General features: G+C 72.1%; 14 protein-coding genes and 1 pseudogene. 10 read left to right on the forward strand and 5 right to left on the reverse strand.

Going from position 1 to position 16,905, the window contains the following annotated elements:
* The first annotated feature begins 6 nt into the window (after window positions 1–6).
* From IE275_RS32095 to IE275_RS32120, 6 genes and pseudogenes are all read left to right on the forward strand, one after another.
* The gene (locus IE275_RS32095) at window positions 7–1,035 is read left to right on the forward strand and encodes a substrate-binding domain-containing protein (RefSeq protein WP_189715664.1); all 1,029 of its coding nucleotides are present in this window, start codon (window positions 7–9) and stop codon (window positions 1,033–1,035) included.
* Window positions 1,036–1,122: 87 nt separating this feature from the next.
* On the forward strand, window positions 1,123–3,672 hold the full coding sequence (locus IE275_RS32100) for a sensor histidine kinase (protein ID WP_189715666.1): 2,550 nt from the start codon (window positions 1,123–1,125) through the stop codon (window positions 3,670–3,672).
* A gap of 11 nt (window positions 3,673–3,683) precedes the next feature.
* The gene (locus IE275_RS32105; RefSeq protein WP_189715668.1) at window positions 3,684–4,118 is read left to right on the forward strand and encodes a roadblock/LC7 domain-containing protein; all 435 of its coding nucleotides are present in this window, start codon (window positions 3,684–3,686) and stop codon (window positions 4,116–4,118) included.
* Between the two features lies 1 nt (window position 4,119).
* Entirely contained in the window at window positions 4,120–4,476 is a 357-nt protein-coding gene (locus IE275_RS32110) for a DUF742 domain-containing protein (protein WP_189715670.1), read from the forward strand.
* Window positions 4,463–5,062 carry a GTP-binding protein gene (locus IE275_RS32115; RefSeq protein ID WP_189715672.1) on the forward strand — a complete coding sequence of 200 codons (600 nt, stop codon included), beginning with the start codon at window positions 4,463–4,465 and terminating at the stop codon, window positions 5,060–5,062. The genes IE275_RS32110 and IE275_RS32115 overlap by 14 nt, the downstream gene beginning before the upstream one ends.
* A gap of 131 nt (window positions 5,063–5,193) precedes the next feature.
* Window positions 5,194–6,588, forward strand: a pseudogene (locus tag IE275_RS32120) (glycoside hydrolase family 43 protein).
* A 13-nt stretch (window positions 6,589–6,601) separates the two neighbouring features.
* On the opposite strand, the gene IE275_RS32125 reads toward IE275_RS32120, so the two are convergent.
* Together IE275_RS32125 and IE275_RS32130 are read right to left on the reverse strand one after the other, a co-directional pair.
* Window positions 6,602–8,377, reverse strand: a complete 1,776-nt coding sequence (locus tag IE275_RS32125) for an aromatic amino acid ammonia-lyase (RefSeq protein ID WP_189715674.1) — start codon at window positions 8,375–8,377, stop codon at window positions 6,602–6,604.
* A gap of 25 nt (window positions 8,378–8,402) precedes the next feature.
* The gene (locus IE275_RS32130) at window positions 8,403–9,371 is read right to left on the reverse strand and encodes an ABC transporter substrate-binding protein (protein WP_189715676.1); all 969 of its coding nucleotides are present in this window, start codon (window positions 9,369–9,371) and stop codon (window positions 8,403–8,405) included.
* A gap of 405 nt (window positions 9,372–9,776) precedes the next feature.
* Between IE275_RS32130 and IE275_RS32135 the strand changes: the two genes are divergently transcribed.
* From IE275_RS32135 to IE275_RS32150, 4 genes are read left to right on the forward strand one after another with little or no spacing between them, the layout of a single operon-like run.
* Window positions 9,777–12,725, forward strand: a complete 2,949-nt coding sequence (locus tag IE275_RS32135) for a sensor histidine kinase (RefSeq protein ID WP_189715678.1) — start codon at window positions 9,777–9,779, stop codon at window positions 12,723–12,725.
* The gene (locus IE275_RS32140; RefSeq protein ID WP_189715680.1) at window positions 12,722–13,198 is read left to right on the forward strand and encodes a roadblock/LC7 domain-containing protein; all 477 of its coding nucleotides are present in this window, start codon (window positions 12,722–12,724) and stop codon (window positions 13,196–13,198) included. Before IE275_RS32135 ends, IE275_RS32140 begins: the two co-directional genes overlap by 4 nt.
* Before the next feature lie 43 nt (window positions 13,199–13,241).
* Window positions 13,242–13,682 carry a DUF742 domain-containing protein gene (locus IE275_RS32145; RefSeq protein ID WP_189715682.1) on the forward strand — a complete coding sequence of 147 codons (441 nt, stop codon included), beginning with the start codon at window positions 13,242–13,244 and terminating at the stop codon, window positions 13,680–13,682.
* The gene (locus IE275_RS32150) at window positions 13,669–14,268 is read left to right on the forward strand and encodes a GTP-binding protein (RefSeq protein ID WP_189715684.1); all 600 of its coding nucleotides are present in this window, start codon (window positions 13,669–13,671) and stop codon (window positions 14,266–14,268) included. The genes IE275_RS32145 and IE275_RS32150 overlap by 14 nt, the downstream gene beginning before the upstream one ends.
* A gap of 81 nt (window positions 14,269–14,349) precedes the next feature.
* On the opposite strand, the gene IE275_RS32155 is transcribed toward IE275_RS32150, so the two are convergent.
* The 3 genes from IE275_RS32155 to IE275_RS32165 are packed head-to-tail and all read right to left on the reverse strand — an operon-like array spanning window position 14,350 to window position 16,870.
* Entirely contained in the window at window positions 14,350–15,018 is a 669-nt protein-coding gene (locus IE275_RS32155) for an ABC transporter permease (RefSeq protein ID WP_189715686.1), read from the reverse strand.
* On the reverse strand, window positions 15,015–15,704 hold the full coding sequence (locus IE275_RS32160; RefSeq protein WP_189715688.1) for an ABC transporter permease: 690 nt from the start codon (window positions 15,702–15,704) through the stop codon (window positions 15,015–15,017). Before IE275_RS32160 ends, IE275_RS32155 begins: the two co-directional genes overlap by 4 nt.
* A complete protein-coding gene (locus IE275_RS32165) occupies window positions 15,701–16,870 on the reverse strand; it encodes an ABC transporter ATP-binding protein (protein WP_189715690.1) in 1,170 nt (389 codons plus the stop codon). The genes IE275_RS32160 and IE275_RS32165 overlap by 4 nt, the downstream gene beginning before the upstream one ends.
* Window positions 16,871–16,905: the final 35 nt, after the last annotated feature.

Genomic DNA, 16,905 nt, shown 5'->3' on the forward strand with positions numbered 1-16,905 from the left:
CCCCCCATGAACACTCCCCTCCCCGCCCCAGCCGCCTCCAGATCCGCCCGCCCCGCCACCCCGACCGTCCCCACCGCACTGACCGCCCTGGCCGCCGTCTGCTGTCTCCTCCTCGCCGGCTGCTCCGGCGACGCCCCGTCCGGCTCGGACACCGACGCGGGCCGCTCGGGCGGCCGGTTCACGGTCACCCTGGTCACCCATGGCGCGGAGAGCGACGCCTTCTGGGAGCTGGTGCGCAAGGGCGCCGAGGCGGCGGCCGCCAAGGACGGCGTCGAGCTGACGTACGCGAGCGACGCCGACGCCGCCGGGCAGGCCGAACTGGTGCGGAGCGCGATCCGCGACAAGGTCGACGGCATCGCCGTGACGCTCGCCAAGCCGCAGGCGATGAAGGGGCCGGTGGCCGAGGCCGAGGCGGCCGGGATACCGGTGGTCGGACTCAACTCCGGTATCGACGCCTGGCAGTCGGCCGGACTCCTGGAGTACTTCGGCCAGGACGAGAGCGTCGCGGGCCGCGCCGTCGGCGAGAAGCTGGACGATCTCGGCGCGAAGCACGCCCTGTGCGTCATCCACGAGCGGGGCAACATCTCCCTGGAAGCACGCTGCGCGGGCGTGAAGAAGACGTTCGCCGGCCGGACCGACATGCTCTACGTCGACGGCACCGACATGGACGCGATGCGCACGGCCGTGACGGCGGCGCTGCGCCAGGAGCCCGACGTGGACGAAGTCATCACCAACGGGGCGCAGTTCGCGCTCGCCGCGGTGAAGTCGGCCGAGGAGGCGGGCAGCAGGGCCGAGGTCGCCACCTTCGACCTGAACAAGGACCTGGTCGGCGCGGTGCGCGACGGCAGTGTGCAGTTCGCCGTGGACCAACAGCCCTACCTTCAGGGCTATCTCGCCGTGGACGCGCTCTGGCTCTACCGGACGAACGGCAACCTCAGCGGCGGTGGGGTGGCCCCCGTGCTGACCGGTCCGGCCTTCGTCACGAAGACCAACGTCGCCGCGGTGTCCAGGTTCGCCGCCAACGGCACGCGCTGACGCACACGTCGCCCCGGCCACATCCCGAAGCTCCCTCCTCGTTCTCCCCCTCCCCCTCCCCCCCCGTTGATTCGCCCTAGGACGACTATGTCTCCACGGACAGGTGCCCGGCGCCGCCGTCTCGGCTCCATACGTCTCTCCCTGATCCTCCTGGCGCTGGTGCCCGGCGTCACGCTCACCGCGATGTGGGGCGTGACGACGATCCAGATGTTCTCGGAGGGGCTGCGGCTGCGCGCGCAGACCGAGTTGAGCCGCTCGACCGGTGCCATGGGCACCGAGGCGACGCTCGCGCTCCAGCAGGAGCGCAGCCTGTCGGCCGTGTGGCTGGCGACGCCCGACAGTTCCCGCGCGCCGCTCGACGCCGCGCGGAGGCGGACCGACGCGGCGGTCGCCAAACTGGTCGCGCGGGCGGACGACATCCAGCAGGCGCCCACCCGGGTGCGGGACCGGCTGTACTCGGTGGTCGCCTCCGTGAGCAGCCTGGAGTACTACCGGGGCCAGGTGGACGACCCGGCCGACATCACCGCCGCACAGGCGCTGGACCAGTACACGTCGATCATCGACGACCAGATCCACGCCTTCCGGGAGCTGTCGCAGGTCGACGACGGCGACCTCACCTCGCAGTCCGGACCGCTGGTCGCGCTGGAGCACGCGGCCGAACTGGTCTCCGAGGAGGATCTGCACCTCACCCTGGCCGGTCCGCGGCACCGCATGGACGAGAAGGCCTGGGCCGCGTTCGCGCAGACCGTGAACGCGCGCCGCTGGCTGGTGCAGGACCAGATCGTCCCCTCGCTCACCGGTTCGGCCAAGACGGAGACCGAGCGGATCCTGCAGAGCAAGGAGTGGCGGACGCTGGAGTCCGTCGAGGACCGGGTGCTGGCGGCCCGGACGGACCAGGCGGCGAACGGCGTCATCCCGCTGCCGGACGTGCAGAAGGAGTGGCGGGGGGCGCTCATCAAGGTCTCCGACGAGTACTCGGCGCTCATCCGGCAGCAGACCGCGTCGCTGCTCGGGCACAGCGGGGACGAGGCACGCTCGCTGCTGATCAAGGCCGGAGCGCTGAGCGCCGGCGGCCTCGTGGCGCTGCTGGTGTGCGTCGTGATGTCCTGGCGGATCACCCGTTCGCTGTCCCGGCGGCTGCGCGGGCTGCGGATGGCCACGCTGAGTCTGGCGCACGAGCGCCTCCCGGATGTGGTGGCGCGGCTCGACCGGGGCGAGACTGTCGACGTGGACTCGGCGACTCCGCCGCTCGACTACGGCGGTGACGAACTCGGCCAGGTGGCCAAGGCGTTCAACACGGCGCAGCGCACCGCCGTGCACACCGCCGTCGAACTCGCCGACACCCGGCGCGGCTTCCAGAAGGTCATCCTCGGGATCGCCCGGCAGAGCCAGAATCTGGTCAACCTCCAGCTCAGCAAGCTCGACGCGCTGGAGCGCACGCACCAGGACCCGGAGGTGCTCAAGGGCCTGTACGAACTGGACTCCACGGCCAGCCAGTTGCGCCGCTACGAGGAGAACCTCGTCATCATCAGCGGCGGCCGGCCCGGGCGCAGCTGGTCGGAGCCGGTGGCGCTGATCGACATCCTGCGCAGTGCGGTGGGCGAGGTCGCCGAGTACCGGCGGGTGGAGGTGCACACCGAGGAGGAGGTGTCCATCGCGCCGCCCGCCGTCGCCGACGTGATCCATCTGCTGGCCGAGCTGATCGACAACGCCACCTCCTACTCGCCGGCGCCGAGCCCGGTCGGCGTGCGGGCCACGCTGGTGGCCAAGGGGCTGGCGATCGAGGTCGAGGACCGTGGTCTCGGTCTGTCCGAGGAGGACTACGCCTCGTTCAACGCCCAGTTGGCCGTGGAACCGCAGTTCGACGTGGTGGCACTCGCCGACGACCTGCGGCTGGGCATGTTCGTGATCGCCCGCCTGGCCACACGGCACGGTATCGCCGTGACCCTGCGCTCCTCCCCGTACGGCGGGACGACCGCGATCGTCCTGGTGCCGCACGACGTGGTCGTACGGGAGACCCCCGGGGCGGAGCACCCGGTGACGGGGCCGTCCGCCCCGCCGGAGCAGGCCGTCCCCGCGGTGCCGGAGCGGACGCCTTCCGTACCGGGCACGCCGGGTTCCCTGCCCGAGCCGTCCCCTGAGGCACCCGAGGCATCCGCAGCCACGGCCACGGCCACGCCCGAATCCTCGGGCGCCCCCCGGGACCACCAGCCGCCGCTGCCGGTACGCCACCGCACCACGCCGCCGCCGGCCACGGTGGACGGCACTTCGGGTGGCACTTCGGGTGGCACGCCGGACGGCGCATCGGACGATCCCGCCCGCCCCCACGGCCTCACCCCGCTCCCCCGGCGGGTCCCCCAGACCAGCCTCGCCGTCGAGCTGCGCGAGGAGGCCGGAGCGGCGGCCGTGGAGGAGGACGGCTTCCTCGACGACTTCACCGCGGAGCGCGCCGCCGCCTCCCTGGCCGGCTTCCAGCGCGGCACGCTCCGGGCGCGCGACTTCGACGACGCGCCGCCCGGCCCGGAGTCCGACGACCCGCCGTCCGGGCCCGAGGAGGACGACCCGGCCGAGGCACCCGGCCCGCCGGTCGCCGCCCGTGCCCCCAAGACCCCGACCCCGACCGCCGACCGCCCGTGAAGGACACCCCGATGACACGCTCCCTCCCCGCCACGAACACCCAGCTCGACCAGCTGCTCACCGGTCTCGTGGACCGGGTCGCCGATGTGAACCAGGCCGTCGTGCTCTCCGAGGACGGGCTGGTGGTCAGCAAGTCCACCGGGTTCCCGCGCGAGGACGCCGAACGGCTGGCCGCGACCGCCTCCGGTCTGATGAGTCTCAGCAAGGGCGTCAGCATGGACTTCCGGGGCGGCCCGGTGCGCCAGGCGCTCATCGAGATGGCGCACAGCTATCTGATCCTCACCTCGGCCGGCCCGGGGGCGCATCTGGTCGTGCTGGCCGGCTCGAACGCGGACGTCGGCGTGGTGGCGTACCAGATGAACATGCTGGTGAAGAAGATCGGCGAGCACCTCAGCGCGGCGCCGCGGACCGGTGTCGGTCCGGCCGTCGGCACCCTCGGCGGGTGAGGTGAGCGGAGGCGACGAAGCGGGCCGGCTCGTCAGACCGTTCACCCTCACCGGTGGGCGGACCCGGCCCAGCCGCGCCGACTTCACGCTCATCACGACCGTGACCGCGGTGGACCCGCCGCCCGAGCGGGCCGTACGGCCGCAGCCGGAGCACACCCGGATCCTGCGGCTGTGCGCCCGGCCGGTCGCGGTGGCGGAGCTGGCGGCCCATCTCGACCTGCCGGTGAGCGTGGTCGTCATCATGCTCTGCGATCTGCTGGAGGCGGGCCTGATCACCGCCCGGCCGCCGCGTTCCTTCGCCGGCACACCGGACCTGGATCTGTTGCAGAAAGTGAGGGACGGCCTTGGCCGGATCTGATCGCACCGCCGAGGCGGTCGTGGCACCCGACGCGGTGAAGATCCTCATCGCCGGTGGCTTCGGCGTCGGCAAGACCACCATGGTCGGATCGGTCAGCGAGATCGCGCCGCTGCGCACGGAGGAGCCGCTGACCGTCGCCGGGCTGGACGTCGACGACCTGTTGGGCATCGAGCAGAAGCGGGCCACGACCGTGGCGCTGGACTTCGGGCGGATCACGATCAGCGACGACCTGGTGCTGTATCTCTTCGGCACACCCGGTCAGCAGCGGTTCTGGTTCATGTGGAACGACCTGGCCATCGGCGCTCTTGGGGCGGTGGTGCTGATCGACGTGCGCCGGCCGGAGTCCAGCTTCGCCGCGATCGACTTCTTCGAGCGCCGGCGGATCCCGTTCGTCGTCGCGGTCAACGGCTTCCACGGCCGGCATCCCTATCCGGCGGCGGAGATCAGGGAGTCGCTGGCGCTGCCGACGCACGTCCCGGTGCTGCTGTGCGACGCGCGGGAGCGGGCCTCGTGCCGGGACGTCCTGGTCGCGCTGATCGACCGGCTGATCGCGGATGTCGAGTTCCAGCCAAGCCCGACAAGCTGATTGACGCACTTCAGTCACACCCCTACCTTCTGATCGACCTTCCGAACCATGTTCGGCATTTCGGTCAAGCGTGTGCGCAGTCCTCCCTCCACGCCCCTCCCCCGGGCGCCCGCACCCCCGTTGGAGCACGCATGACTCCCCCTCCCCGCCCGCACCCCTCCCGCCGGCTCGTGCTCGGCATGGCCGCCGCCGCCCCGCTGGCCATGACCGGCACCCTGACGCTCGGCGCCGGGACCGCCCACGCGGCCGACTCTGCGTACGTGATGAGCTACTTCACCGAGTCCACCAACCTCGGTGACGGCACCGACTACGGCCTCCATCTGGCCGTCAGCACGGACGGGCTGCGCTGGACCCCGTTGAACCAGAACAACCCGGTCGTCACCCCCACCGAGGGCGCGCTGGGGCTGCGCGACCCGTTCATCCTGCACAAGCAGGACGGCACCTTCGTGGTGCTCGCCACCGACCTCAAGGGCACCGACTGGAGCTACAACAGCCAGTACATCCACGTCTGGAACTCCACCGACCTGCGCACCTTCACCGGCTACCACCGGCTGAAGCTGCACGACATGACGACCCACAGCTGGGCGCCGGAGGCCTTCTGGGACGCCGGGCGCGGCCAGTACGGGATCGTGTACTCGTCGGTGAACTCCAGCGGCCACAACGTGCTGATGGTCAACTACACCACCGACTTCGTGACGGCCTCGGCGCCCCAGGTCTTCTTCGACCCCGGGTACGACGTGATCGACGGCGACCTGGCCGTGGGTGTGAACGGCGTCAACTACCTCTACTTCAAGAAGAACCAGACGCTGGTCGGGGCACGCTCCACCTCCCTGGACCCGGGCAGCTTCACGGAGTTCAGCACGGGGGTCGCACACGGCGGCACCGAGGCGCCGACCCTGGTCAAGTCCCTGACCTCCGGCACCTGGTGGCTCTGGGGCGACACCTACACGCCGAACGGCGTCTTCTACGCCTGGCAGTCCACCGATCTCTCGGCGGGCAGCTGGACCGCGCTCGACCAGCGGACCTACACCCAGCCGGTCAACTCCAAGCACTGCGGCATCACGACGATCACCACGGCCCAGTACAACGACCTCGTCGCCCACTGGGGCGCGCCCACCTGGAACCGGCTCAAGTCGTACAACTAACCGGCCCGTTACGTCCGCCACTCCAACTACGCCGGCCGGATCGACGAGTACCCGGTCGAGCCGTACAAGGACTCCCTGTGGACGCTGGTGCCGGGCCTCGCGGACAGCTCCGGGGTGTCCTTCCGGTCGGTCAACTACCCGACCCGCTACCTGCGGCACTACGACTACCAGCTCCGGCTGGACGCCAACGACGGCACCTCGGCCTTCGCGGGCGACGCGACCTTCTACCGTACGGCGGGCCTGGCGGACGCGAGCTGGGCGTCGTTCCGCTCGTACAACAACCCGACCCGGTACCTCCGGCACTCCAACTACGTCCTGCGCATCGACCCGATCTCGACGGCCACGGACCAGCAGGACGCCACCTTCCAGGTCGGCCACTGACCCGCCCGCCGCGTCACAACCCGGCGAGCACCGGCAGGAGTTCGGCGGCCGCCGTCACATCGCCCGTCAGGGGGCGGTCGTCCGTGCCCCGAGGCAGGGCGGCCGCCGCCACGGCGAAGGCCGCGACCGGCGGCGGCGCGGGACGCAGTCGCAACGCCCGTACGGCGGTGACGAGTTCGCAGGCCAGGACGGTGACGTAGGCCTCCGCCGCGCGCAGTGCCTGGCGGGCGGCCTGGCCCGCGAAGCTGGCGGCCTCCTCCAGACCGCGGGAGAGGACGGCGTGCCCCGCCGAGGCGGGTGCCGTGCACGAACGCAGCTCCGCCAGCGCGGAGTTGGAGGTGTACTCCAGAATCATCGTGCCCGAACTGCTCGCGGGTCCGGCGGCGAGGAAGGCGGGCAGGCCGGTGAGCGCCGGGTCGCCCAGCGCGGCCAGCCGGGCGGCCGACAGTTGGGCGGTCTGGAGCAGCGCGAGGTTCGCCGCGTCCAGGGCGAGGCCCAGGGGCGCGGCGAAGAAGCCTCCGTGGTGGTAGGCCGCGGTGCCGTCGGGCGCGATGACGGGGTTCTCCGAAGGGCAGTTGGCCTCCACCTCGACGACCTCGCGCAGCCGCTCGGCGGCGTCCAGGGCACAGCCGTGGGCCTGCGGGAACGCCCGGAAGCCGAACGGGTCCTGAATCCGCAGGCCGGGCGCGGCGGGCACACCTGAGGCACCGGACGCGCCGGCCGCCCGGTCGTCGAGCCCGAGCAGCCGCCGTACCTCCCCGGCGGCCCGGGCCGCGCCGGGGTAGGGCCGCAGCGCGTGCACGGGCGCCGCGTACGCCTCCGCCGAGCCCGACACCGCGGCCAGCGAGAGCGCGGCGACCGCGTGCGTGGCCCGCAGCAGCATGTCCAGCTCGCACTGCGCGACCGCGGCCTGCGCCAGGGCGAGGGCATTGCTGCTGAGCAGCGCGAGCGCGTCACCGGGGAGCAGGGTGACCGGGGCGGGCAGGGCGGAAGGCGGGAGCGGGGAAACGGGCGCGACCGCCTCCGACGACACCGAGGCCCCCGTCAGAACCGTGAGCCCCGCGCCGATGTCCTTCCCGCCCCCGGCGCCCCGGCCACCCGTCGGCCGCACGTCCGCGACCGAGCCGTACGACTCGCCCTCGGACCGGTCCCTCGTCGCGGCACCGGCTCCCGCGGCGGCCGGCGCCGGACCGCTCCCGGTGACGGGCGGCCCGCCATGGGCCGAGGGCCGGTCACCAGGTGTCCAGGGCCGGTCGCCATGTGTCCAGGGCTCGTCGCCGCCCGTCCAGGGCCGTTCGCCGATGAGGGTGAGGCCCGTCTGGGCCAGGGCCGTGAGATCGCCGGTGCCCACGGCGCCGTACTCGTGGACCGCCGGGTGGACACCGAGGCGCAGGGCGTCGGTGAGGGCGTCGACGAAGGCCGGCTGGATGCCGGAGCCGCCGGCGAGGAACTGGTTGAGGCGGACGGCGAGCATCGCCCGGACCTGGCGGGCCGGAAGCAGCGCGCCGGCGCCGCCCGCGTGACTGCGCAGCAGGCGCAGGCCGTGCGCGCTCTCGTCGGCCGGGTCGACCGGCACGGAGCGGTGCGCGCCGACACCGGTGCCCCGGCCGTAGAGCCGGCCGCCGGCGGCGAGGCGCTCGGCGGCGCGCCAGGAGCGTACGGCCCGCTCGCGCGCCTCGGGGGCGACGACGGGCACGGCCGCACCGTCGGCGAGCGCGATCAGCTCGCCGACGGTGAGGGTGGTGCCGTTCAGGACGACCCGGCGCGGGCCGTCCGGTGTCCGTTCCAAGGGTGGTTCAGCGGCCGGGCCGTGATCAGTCCAGGCCCGCCGACTTCAGCCACGCCTTGGCGACGTCCAGCGGGTCCTTGCTCTCCAGCTGCACCTGGGAGTCCAGCTCGAGCAGGGTCTTCGTGTCGAGCTTGGCGGAGACGGCGTTGAGCGCGGCGACGCCCTCCGCGGAGAGCCCGCTCTTGTAGACCAGCGGGGTCACGTTCGCGAAACCGAAGAGGTTCTCCGGGTCCTGGAGAACGACGAACTTCTCCTTGGTGATGGTCGGGTCCGTGGTGAAGATGTCCGCCGCCTGCACGGTGTTCTTCTTCAGCGCGGCCTGGGTCAGCGGGCCGCCCGCGTCGAGCGCCTTGAAGGACTTGAACTTCAGCCCGTACACCGACTCCAGGCCGACCATGCCCTGCTGCCGGGTCTGGAACTCGGGCGAGCCGCCGAGGACCAGCTCGGGCGCGTGGTCCTTGAGGTCGGCGAGCGTCGACTCGGAGGTGAGGTTGTACTTCTTGGCGGTCTCCGCGTTGATCGTGACGGAGTCCTTGTCCTCGGCCGGCGACGACTCCAGCAGCGTCAGCTTGGGGTCGAGCTTGGCCTGCGCGGCCGCGTTCACGGTCGCGAGGGACTTCTGCTCGGCCTTGGCGTCGAGGTAGGCCAGCAGCGAGCCGTTGTACTCCGGCAGAACGGTGATGGAGCCGTTCTTGAGCAGGCCGTACGTGGTCTCCCGGCTGCCGATGTTCGGCTTGTAGGAGACCTTGACGCCCTTGGCCTTCAGGGCCTCGCCGTAGATGTCGGCGATCAGGATGCTCTCGGCGAAGTTGTTGGAGCCGACGACGACGGTTCCGCCGGACGCCTTGTCCCCGTCGAGGGGGTTGTCGGAGGTGTCGTCGGACGAGGAGGAACATCCCGTCAGCAGGACCGCGATCGCGGCGAGCGCGACGGACGCCGCGCCGGGGTGGTTCCTGAGGGACCTGGACCTGCTGCTGTGGGCGTTGGAAGTCACGGTTCCGTTCCGAGCTCTGGGGGGCGATGAGATGTCGAGGTGGAACTGTCTAGGGGACCTGTCGAGGCGGGTCCGACGGTTCGGCGGAACCGACGGACACGGAAACACTCTGGCCTGATCCAATCCACCCTGTTCTTGGTCAGTCAAGTGCGGACAGGTTGCCGATTGGGTTCGATTCGTGGTCACTTGTGTGTTGTTCAGCGGCCATTCCTGGAGAACCTGGGGGCGCTTCGTAATGGATTCTTGACGTAGGGCAACACTCGGGGCCGCACAAAGAAGCGATAGTGTCCCTTGAGTTGGCGTCAACCACAGCGGTGTGCGGGGGCCGCTTGGGTGCCGTTTCGTTCACGTTCGGCCACACGCGTGCAACCGCCACGCTCGCAAGACCCCCCTGAAGGAGGCCCGGTGTCCACGAAAGAGGTGGACGCGCCCGCCCGGTCGGCATCCTCGGCTCCGTCCGCACGACGGGGCCTGCGGGGATTCGCCGACCGATGGCCCTTCCAGCGCAAGCTGAACGCCCTCGTCGGCATCCCGCTGACGGTCATCGCCCTGCTGCTGACGTATCTGATCGTCGACCTGGTGCAGGAGTCCAACCGCGCCGAGTCCGCGGCCCAACTGGTGCGCGACAGTGCCCAGGTGGCGCAGCTCGTCGCCGAACTCCAGGACGAACACCAGCAGGCGATCCTGCTCTCGGTGCGCTACCAGGCGGCCTTCGACGGCGGCACGCCCTCCACCGACGCCTACCGGCAGGCACAGCTCGCGGTGGACGACCAGGTCCAGAAGGTGGTCGACACCTTCGACGACCGGCTGCCGGACACCGAGGCGCAGGCGCTGCGGGAGATCCAGGGCCTGGCCGGCCTGCGGAGCACGATCGAGCAGGGCTTCCTGCCCGCCGACAACATCGACCCGGCGTACTCGGGCGCGGCCAAGGCCCTCATCGACGGCCTCGGCCTGGACCGCAACTCCGGCCTGGCGACCACCTTCACCGGCAACCTGCTCGACTCGCTGCTGCGCGCCGACGCCGCGCACGGCGCCTACGAGACCGGTGTGTTCTCCGCGCGGACCGGCGACAGCAACGCGCTCATCGAGTTCACCGGCGCGGTCGGGGCGTACGAGGTGTACCAGTACCAGGCCGAGCGGTTCGCCCGGTTCGCCACCGAGTCGCAGAACGACCGGCTCGGCGGTATCGAGCACAACGCCTCGCAGGCCTCCATCAGCCAGCACTTCGCCGAGCTCTCCGTCGACCCGAGCGCGTTGCAGGCGGAGTCCCGGGCCGAGACCCGTACGGCGTTCCGCGCGGCCCTCGCCTCCTACCCCGAGTACAGCGCGCAGTCCGCGACCCGGCTGAAGATCACCACGGGGCTGATCGACGAGATCGCCGACCGGGCCGACGAGACCGCGACCAGCGCCGAGTGGCGCGCGGGTCTGCTGCTGAACCTGGCGCTGCTCTGCTTCGCCCTGTGGATCGCCTTCGCCATCATGGTCCGCCGCTCCGTGGTCCGGCCGGTGCTGGCGCTGACCGGCGCCGCGCAGGAGGTCGCCGACATCGCCGGGCGCGAGCTCGCCCGGGTGGCCGACGACGACGCCGAGGAGTCCGGGCCGCCGCAGCTGCGCGAGCTGCCGGTCACCGCGGACGACGAGATCGGTGAACTCGCCGAGGCCTTCAACAACGTGCAGACGACCGCGGCCGCGCTGCTGGAGCGCCAGGTGCTCAGCCGGCGCAACGTCGCCGAGATGTTCGGCAACGTCGGCCGCCGCGTCAGCAACCTGACCACGCGGCAGCTCGCCCTGATCGACGCGGTGGAGCGCGGCGAGACGGACCCGGCGCTGCTCGAACGCCTCTACTCCATCGACCACATCGCCGTCCGGCTGCGCCGCAACGCCGACAGCCTGATGCTGCTGGCCGGCATCCGCGAGACCGTCCTGGACTCCGGCCCGACCGCGCTCACCAACGTGGTGCGCGCCGCGCTCGGCCAGATCGAGGGCTTCCAGCGGGTGCAGCTGTACGCCGGCACCGAGGCCATGGTGGAGCCCGACATCATCGGCGACCTGACGCTGATGATCGCCGAACTGCTGGAGAACGCCGTGTCGTTCTCGCCCGAGGGCAGCACCGTCGAGGTGGCGGTGGACTCCGGGGACCACGGCGCGACGATCACCGTCGCCGACCACGGCCTGGGCATGAGCACCGAGCGCCTCGCCGAGGAGAACGCCCGGCTGGTGCGCCGTGAGCGGCTCGACGTGGTGCCGACGAAGGTGCTCGGCCTGTTCGTCGTCGGCGCCCTGGCCCGCCGCTGGGACATCGACGTCACCCTCGCCCGCACCCCGGGCGGCGGTGTGACGTCCGAGGTGACCATCCCGTCGGCCCTGCTGCTGACGCTGAGCGGAATGGGCGTACCGGCGGACGCGTCGGCCCCGGCCGCGCTGCCCGTCCCCTCGGCTCCGGCGGCCGGCCCGTCCCCCGCGTCCTCCGTGACGCCCGAGGCCGGTACGTCGTCCGCCGAGGAGTCGGTGGCGCTGCCGCGCCGGGTGCCGCGCCGCGACCAGCCGGCCACCGCGGAGAACGAGCCCCCCGAGAGCACGGAGAGCACCGAGAGCACGGAGAGCACCGGGACCACCGGGACCGCCCCGAGCGTGCCCGCCGACGGGACGGCCGACCAGGAGGGCGCGCCGCCGGTGACCCCGGCCGCCGAGCCCGAGCCGGAGCCCGCCCGCCGCGAGGTGACGTCCCTCGCGGATGCGACCAGGACCGTGTCCGGCGCGGGCACCCCGGGCCGTGCGGCACAGCCCGTGCGCTCCGGCGCCCCGGCCGTGCCGACGCCGCGCGCCAGCACCGAGGGCTCCTCGGCCCGCACCGGCGCCGAGGGCGCCCGGGCCGACGCCGACACCGGCGCGAGCACCGACACCGGCGCCACCGAGGTCACGGGTCACGCCCGCACCCCGGAGCCGGCCTCCCCCGGCCGCACCGCCGGACACCCGGCGCCGCTCGGCCGGACAGCGGAGCCCGCGTCACCGAACGGCGGCTCCCCGAACGGCGATGCCTTCGCCACGGGGAGCGACGGCGCCCGTCCGCTCCGCCGCCGGGTCCGCGGCGCCACCCTGCGGACCACCGTCGACGCCGCCCACCAGGCGGCCCGGCAGCCCGCCCGCCCCGCCGACGCGGACGCCGTGCGCAGCGCGCTGGAGGAGTTCGAGGAGGCCGTGGAGCGCGCCCACCGCGACTCCGGTGGCGACACGGGCGAGCACCCGTCCCCCGCGGGACACCACCGAACCGACGGCCCGAGCGGCCGGAGCGACCAACAGAACCAGCAGAACCAGCAAGACCAGAACCACCTTCCGGAAGGAGCCGAGCAGTGAGCACGTCGACAGGTGAGACTCCCTCGGGAGACGCCACGCCGACCGACCTGCGGGCCGCCGCAGCCGACTTCACGTGGCTGCTCAATCGTTTCGCCACCGAGACGGCGGGCGTCGTGGACGCGATCGCGGTGTCCTCCGACGGCCTGTTGATCGCCGTGTCGGAGCTGCGCGAGCACGCCGACTCCGAGCGGCTGGCCGCGATCGTCTCCGGCATCACCAGCCTCGCCGCGGGCGCCTCCGGCAACTACGGCCTGGGCGGTCTGAACAAGGTCATCATCGATCTGGAGGGCGGCCATGTGCTGGTCTCCGCGATCGGCAGCGGCGCCGTGCTCGGCGTGGTCACCGACAAGGAGGCCAAGCTGGGCAACATCGCCTACGAGATGACGGTGTTCGCCAACCGCGCCGGTACCGCGCTCAGCCCCCAGCTGGTGCTGGAACTGAAGAACAGCGTCGGCGCCACCAGGTCGCGCTGAGCGGCCGGCACCGTAGGAACCGCAGAGGAAGCGAACGACACCGATGGCGGACGGCCGCACTCCAGGCGGCGGGGGCGAAGACGGTTTCCCACCGGTCGGCCCCGCGTCCGCCGTACGGCCCTTCCTGGTCACGGCGGGCCGGGTGGCGGGCGCGGGCGAGGCGTCGTCCGGCCGGACGATGCCCGTCGAGACCCAGCTGGTGGCCACCACCGACGGGCTCGACGCCCTGGACGGGCTCTCCTTCGAGCGGCACGACATCGTGGCCGCATGCAGGCAACCGCAGTCGATCGCGGAGATCGCGGCCCGGCTGAAGCTGCACCTGAACGTGGTGCGGGTCCTCGCCGAGGACCTGCGGACGGCGGGGCAGCTGTCCGTGCACGTGCCCGACTCCGGCGTCACCCACGACGCGTCCGTACTGCGCAGGCTCATCGATGGCCTGCGGGCCATCCCCGACTCCCGGGGGGTACTCCGTGACTCCGACTGAACCGCTGGTCCGCTCCGGGACCGGCCAGGCCTCCGTGCGGCCTCCGCTGCCGGTGAAACTGGTGATCGCGGGCGGCTTCGGCGTGGGCAAGACCACCGCCGTCGGCTCGATCTCCGAGATCGAACCGCTCACCACCGAGGCCGCCATCACCGAGGTCGCCGCGGGTGTGGACGACCTCAGCCACACCCCGCGCAAGACCACGACGACCGTGGCGATGGACTTCGGCTGCATCACCATCGACCCGACCCTGAAGCTGTACCTGTTCGGCACACCCGGGCAGGAACGGTTCGGCTTCATGTGGGACGACATCGTGGAGGGCGCGGTCGGCGGGCTCGTCATCGTCGACACCCGCCGGCTCGACGACTGCTACGCGGCCGTGGACTACTTCGAGCACCGGCAGATCCCGTTCGCCGTCGCCGTCAACGCCTTCGACGGCCAGGTCGCGCACACGCTGGAGGAGGTCCGCTGGGCCCTCGACGTGTCCGACGGCGTCCCGCTGCTCGTCTTCGACGCCCGCGAACGCGGCTCGGTACGGGACGCGCTGCTCGTCGTCCTCGAACAGGCCCTGGCCCGTACGGCGGGCTAGGGGGCCTCTCCCCCAGGCCGTTGTCCGCCAGGTGGCCGGGCCGCGGCTCCCCGATCCGGAGGAGCCGCGGGTCCGGCAGCGCTAGTTGCTCCGCCGCACTCCCGCCGACACCGTCAACCGGCCCAGCGCCCAGAACAGGGCGAGGGTCGCGAGGGCGAGGGCGGCAACCAGGGTGGCGCCGCCGACGACCTTCTCGTAGTCGCGCTGGTAGAGGCCGTCGACGATGTAGCGGCCGAGGCCCCCGAGGCTGACGTACGCGGCGATGGTGGCCGTGGAGACGATCTGGATGGCCGCCGAGCGCAGGCCGCCGAGGATCATCGGGAGCGCCACCGGGAGTTCGACCCGCAGCAGGATCCCGGCCTCGTTCATGCCCATGCCGCGCGCGGCGTCCACCGGGGACGGGTCGACGGAGCGCATGGCCTCGTACGTCGTGACCAGGATCGGCGGGACGGCCAGGACGACCAGCGGGATCATCACCGGCAGCATGCCGAAGCCGATCAGCATGGTCATCAGCACCAGCAGACCGAAGGTCGGCAGCGCCCGCGCGGCGGTGGCGATCAGGGAGAGGGCGTTTCCGCCGCGCCCGTAGTGCCCGGTGACCAGGCCGACCGGCAGCCCGATCAGGGCGGCCAGGGCGAGCGCCTCCAGGGTGTAGCCGAGGTGCTCGCTCACCCGGGTGGGGATGCCGTCGTAGCCCTGCCAGTACGCGTCGTTGCTGAAGAACGCGTTGACGTAGTGGAGTACGTTCACCGGGCCGCAGCCTCCTTACGGCCGCGCCCCTGGCCGCGGCCGGCCGTGCCGCTCGGCATCCAGGGTGTCAGCAGGACGCGGACGCCCACCAGCAGGACGTCGGCGAGGATCGCCAGGACGGCCATGGTGAGCACGGCGTTCCAGGCGAGTTCGGGCCGGTTGTAGATGGTCGCGTCGTGGAGCAGGTTGCCGAGGGCGCCCTGGTTGCCGATCAGGGTGCCGACGCTGACCAGGCTGATGCTGGACACGGTCGCCACCCGCAGGCCCGCGATGATGGCGGGCACCGCGATCGGCAACTGGACCTGCGCGTAACGGCGTACGGGTCCGAAGCCCATGGCGGCCGCGGCGGCGAGGGTCTCCGGCGGGACCGAGCGGACGCCGTCGACGATCGCCGGCACGAGGACGACAAGGGTGTAGACGGTGAGCGGGATCATCACCGTGACCTCGGTCTGGCCCGTGTAGTCGATGAGGACGACGAAGAAGGCCAGCGAGGGGATGGCGTAGAGCACGGTCGTCACCCACAGGACGGGCGGGTACAGCCAGCGCAGCCGGACGCACAGCTGCGCCAGCGGGAGTGCGAGCACCAGCCCGCCCAGGACGGGCAGCAGGGCCTCGCGCAGATGCAGCCCGATCAGACCGGCCCAGCTGTGCTGGAGGTCGCTGGGGATGTCGAAGAAGCGGTTCACCGGGCAGCCTTCTGCACGGCCGCGAGGTCCGGCGCGCCGGCGAAACCGGTGGTCCCGGTGGTGTCGTTGGCGTGGGCGCCGCGGATGGCCTCGCCGATGGCCGCCTGGGAGACGACACCGGCGGCGCGGCCCTCGCCGTCGACGGCGACCGCCCAGCCGGTGGGCGAGAGCACGGCGCAGTCGAGCGCGGCCCGCAGCGAGTCCCGTCCGGCCGCGAACGGCCGTCCGCACGGCAGCAGTCGGCCGGTGTCGACCTGCCCGGCGGTCAGCGCGCCCGGCTCGCTCCAGCCCAGCGGCCTGCCGTCCAGGCCGGTGACCAGGAGGTAGGGCACGTCCTCGGTGGCGCGGGCGGCGATCTGCTCGGCGCTCGCGTCGACCGCGACGATCGGGGCGGTGAGCAGTTCCAGCCCGGCGGACGAGAAGAACGACAACCGCCGGATGCCCCGGTCGGCGCCGAGGAAGTCCTCGACGAACGCGTCGGCGGGGTTGGTGAGCAGCTCGGCCGGCGGCGCGAACTGGGCGAGCCGGCCGCCCGTGCGCAGGACGGCGACCATGGTGCCGAGCTTGACCGCCTCGTCGATGTCGTGCGTGACGAAGACGATCGTCTTGCCCAACTCGTCCTGGATGCGCAGGAGTTCGTCCTGGAGTCCCTTGCGGACGACGGGGTCGACGGCGGAGAAGGGCTCGTCCATCAGGAGCACCGGCGGATCGGACGCAAGGGCCCGTGCCACGCCGACGCGCTGCTGCTGACCGCCGGAGAGCTGGTAGGGGTAGCGCCTGGCGAGCGAGGCGTCGAGACCGACGCGCTCCATCAGCTCCCGGGCCCTGGCCCGCGCCCGGTCCTTGCTCCAGCCGAGCAGCCGGGGCACGGTGGCGATGTTGTCGACGATCGTGCGGTGCTGGAAGAGACCGGCGTTCTGGATGACGTACCCCATGGACCGGCGCAGGGTGTTGACCGGCTGCTGCCGGGTGTCCCTGCCGTCGATGGAGATGGTGCCCTCACTGGGCTCGACCATCCGGTTGATCATCCGCAGGGTGGTCGTCTTGCCGCATCCCGAGGGGCCGACGAGGACGGTGATCGCGCGGTCCGGTATCTCCAGGGAGAGCCGGTCGACCGCCACCGTGCCGTCCGGGTACCGCTTGGTGACTGAATCTATCCGTATCAAAACGCCGAACGCCCTTCGGGTCTGGCACTTTCCGC

Origin of the sequence: Streptomyces phaeofaciens, from assembly GCF_014648915.1 — a bacterium.
Lineage (GTDB): Bacteria > Actinomycetota > Actinomycetes > Streptomycetales > Streptomycetaceae > Streptomyces > Streptomyces phaeofaciens.

Coding starts and splice junctions, on each gene's coding strand:
- IE275_RS32095 (WP_189715664.1), top strand. CDS start 7: ATGAACACTCCCCTCCCCGCCCCAGCCGCCTCCAGATCCGCCCGCCCC.
- IE275_RS32100 (WP_189715666.1), top strand. CDS start 1,123: ATGTCTCCACGGACAGGTGCCCGGCGCCGCCGTCTCGGCTCCATACGT.
- IE275_RS32105 (WP_189715668.1), top strand. CDS start 3,684: ATGACACGCTCCCTCCCCGCCACGAACACCCAGCTCGACCAGCTGCTC.
- IE275_RS32145 (WP_189715682.1), top strand. CDS start 13,242: ATGGCGGACGGCCGCACTCCAGGCGGCGGGGGCGAAGACGGTTTCCCA.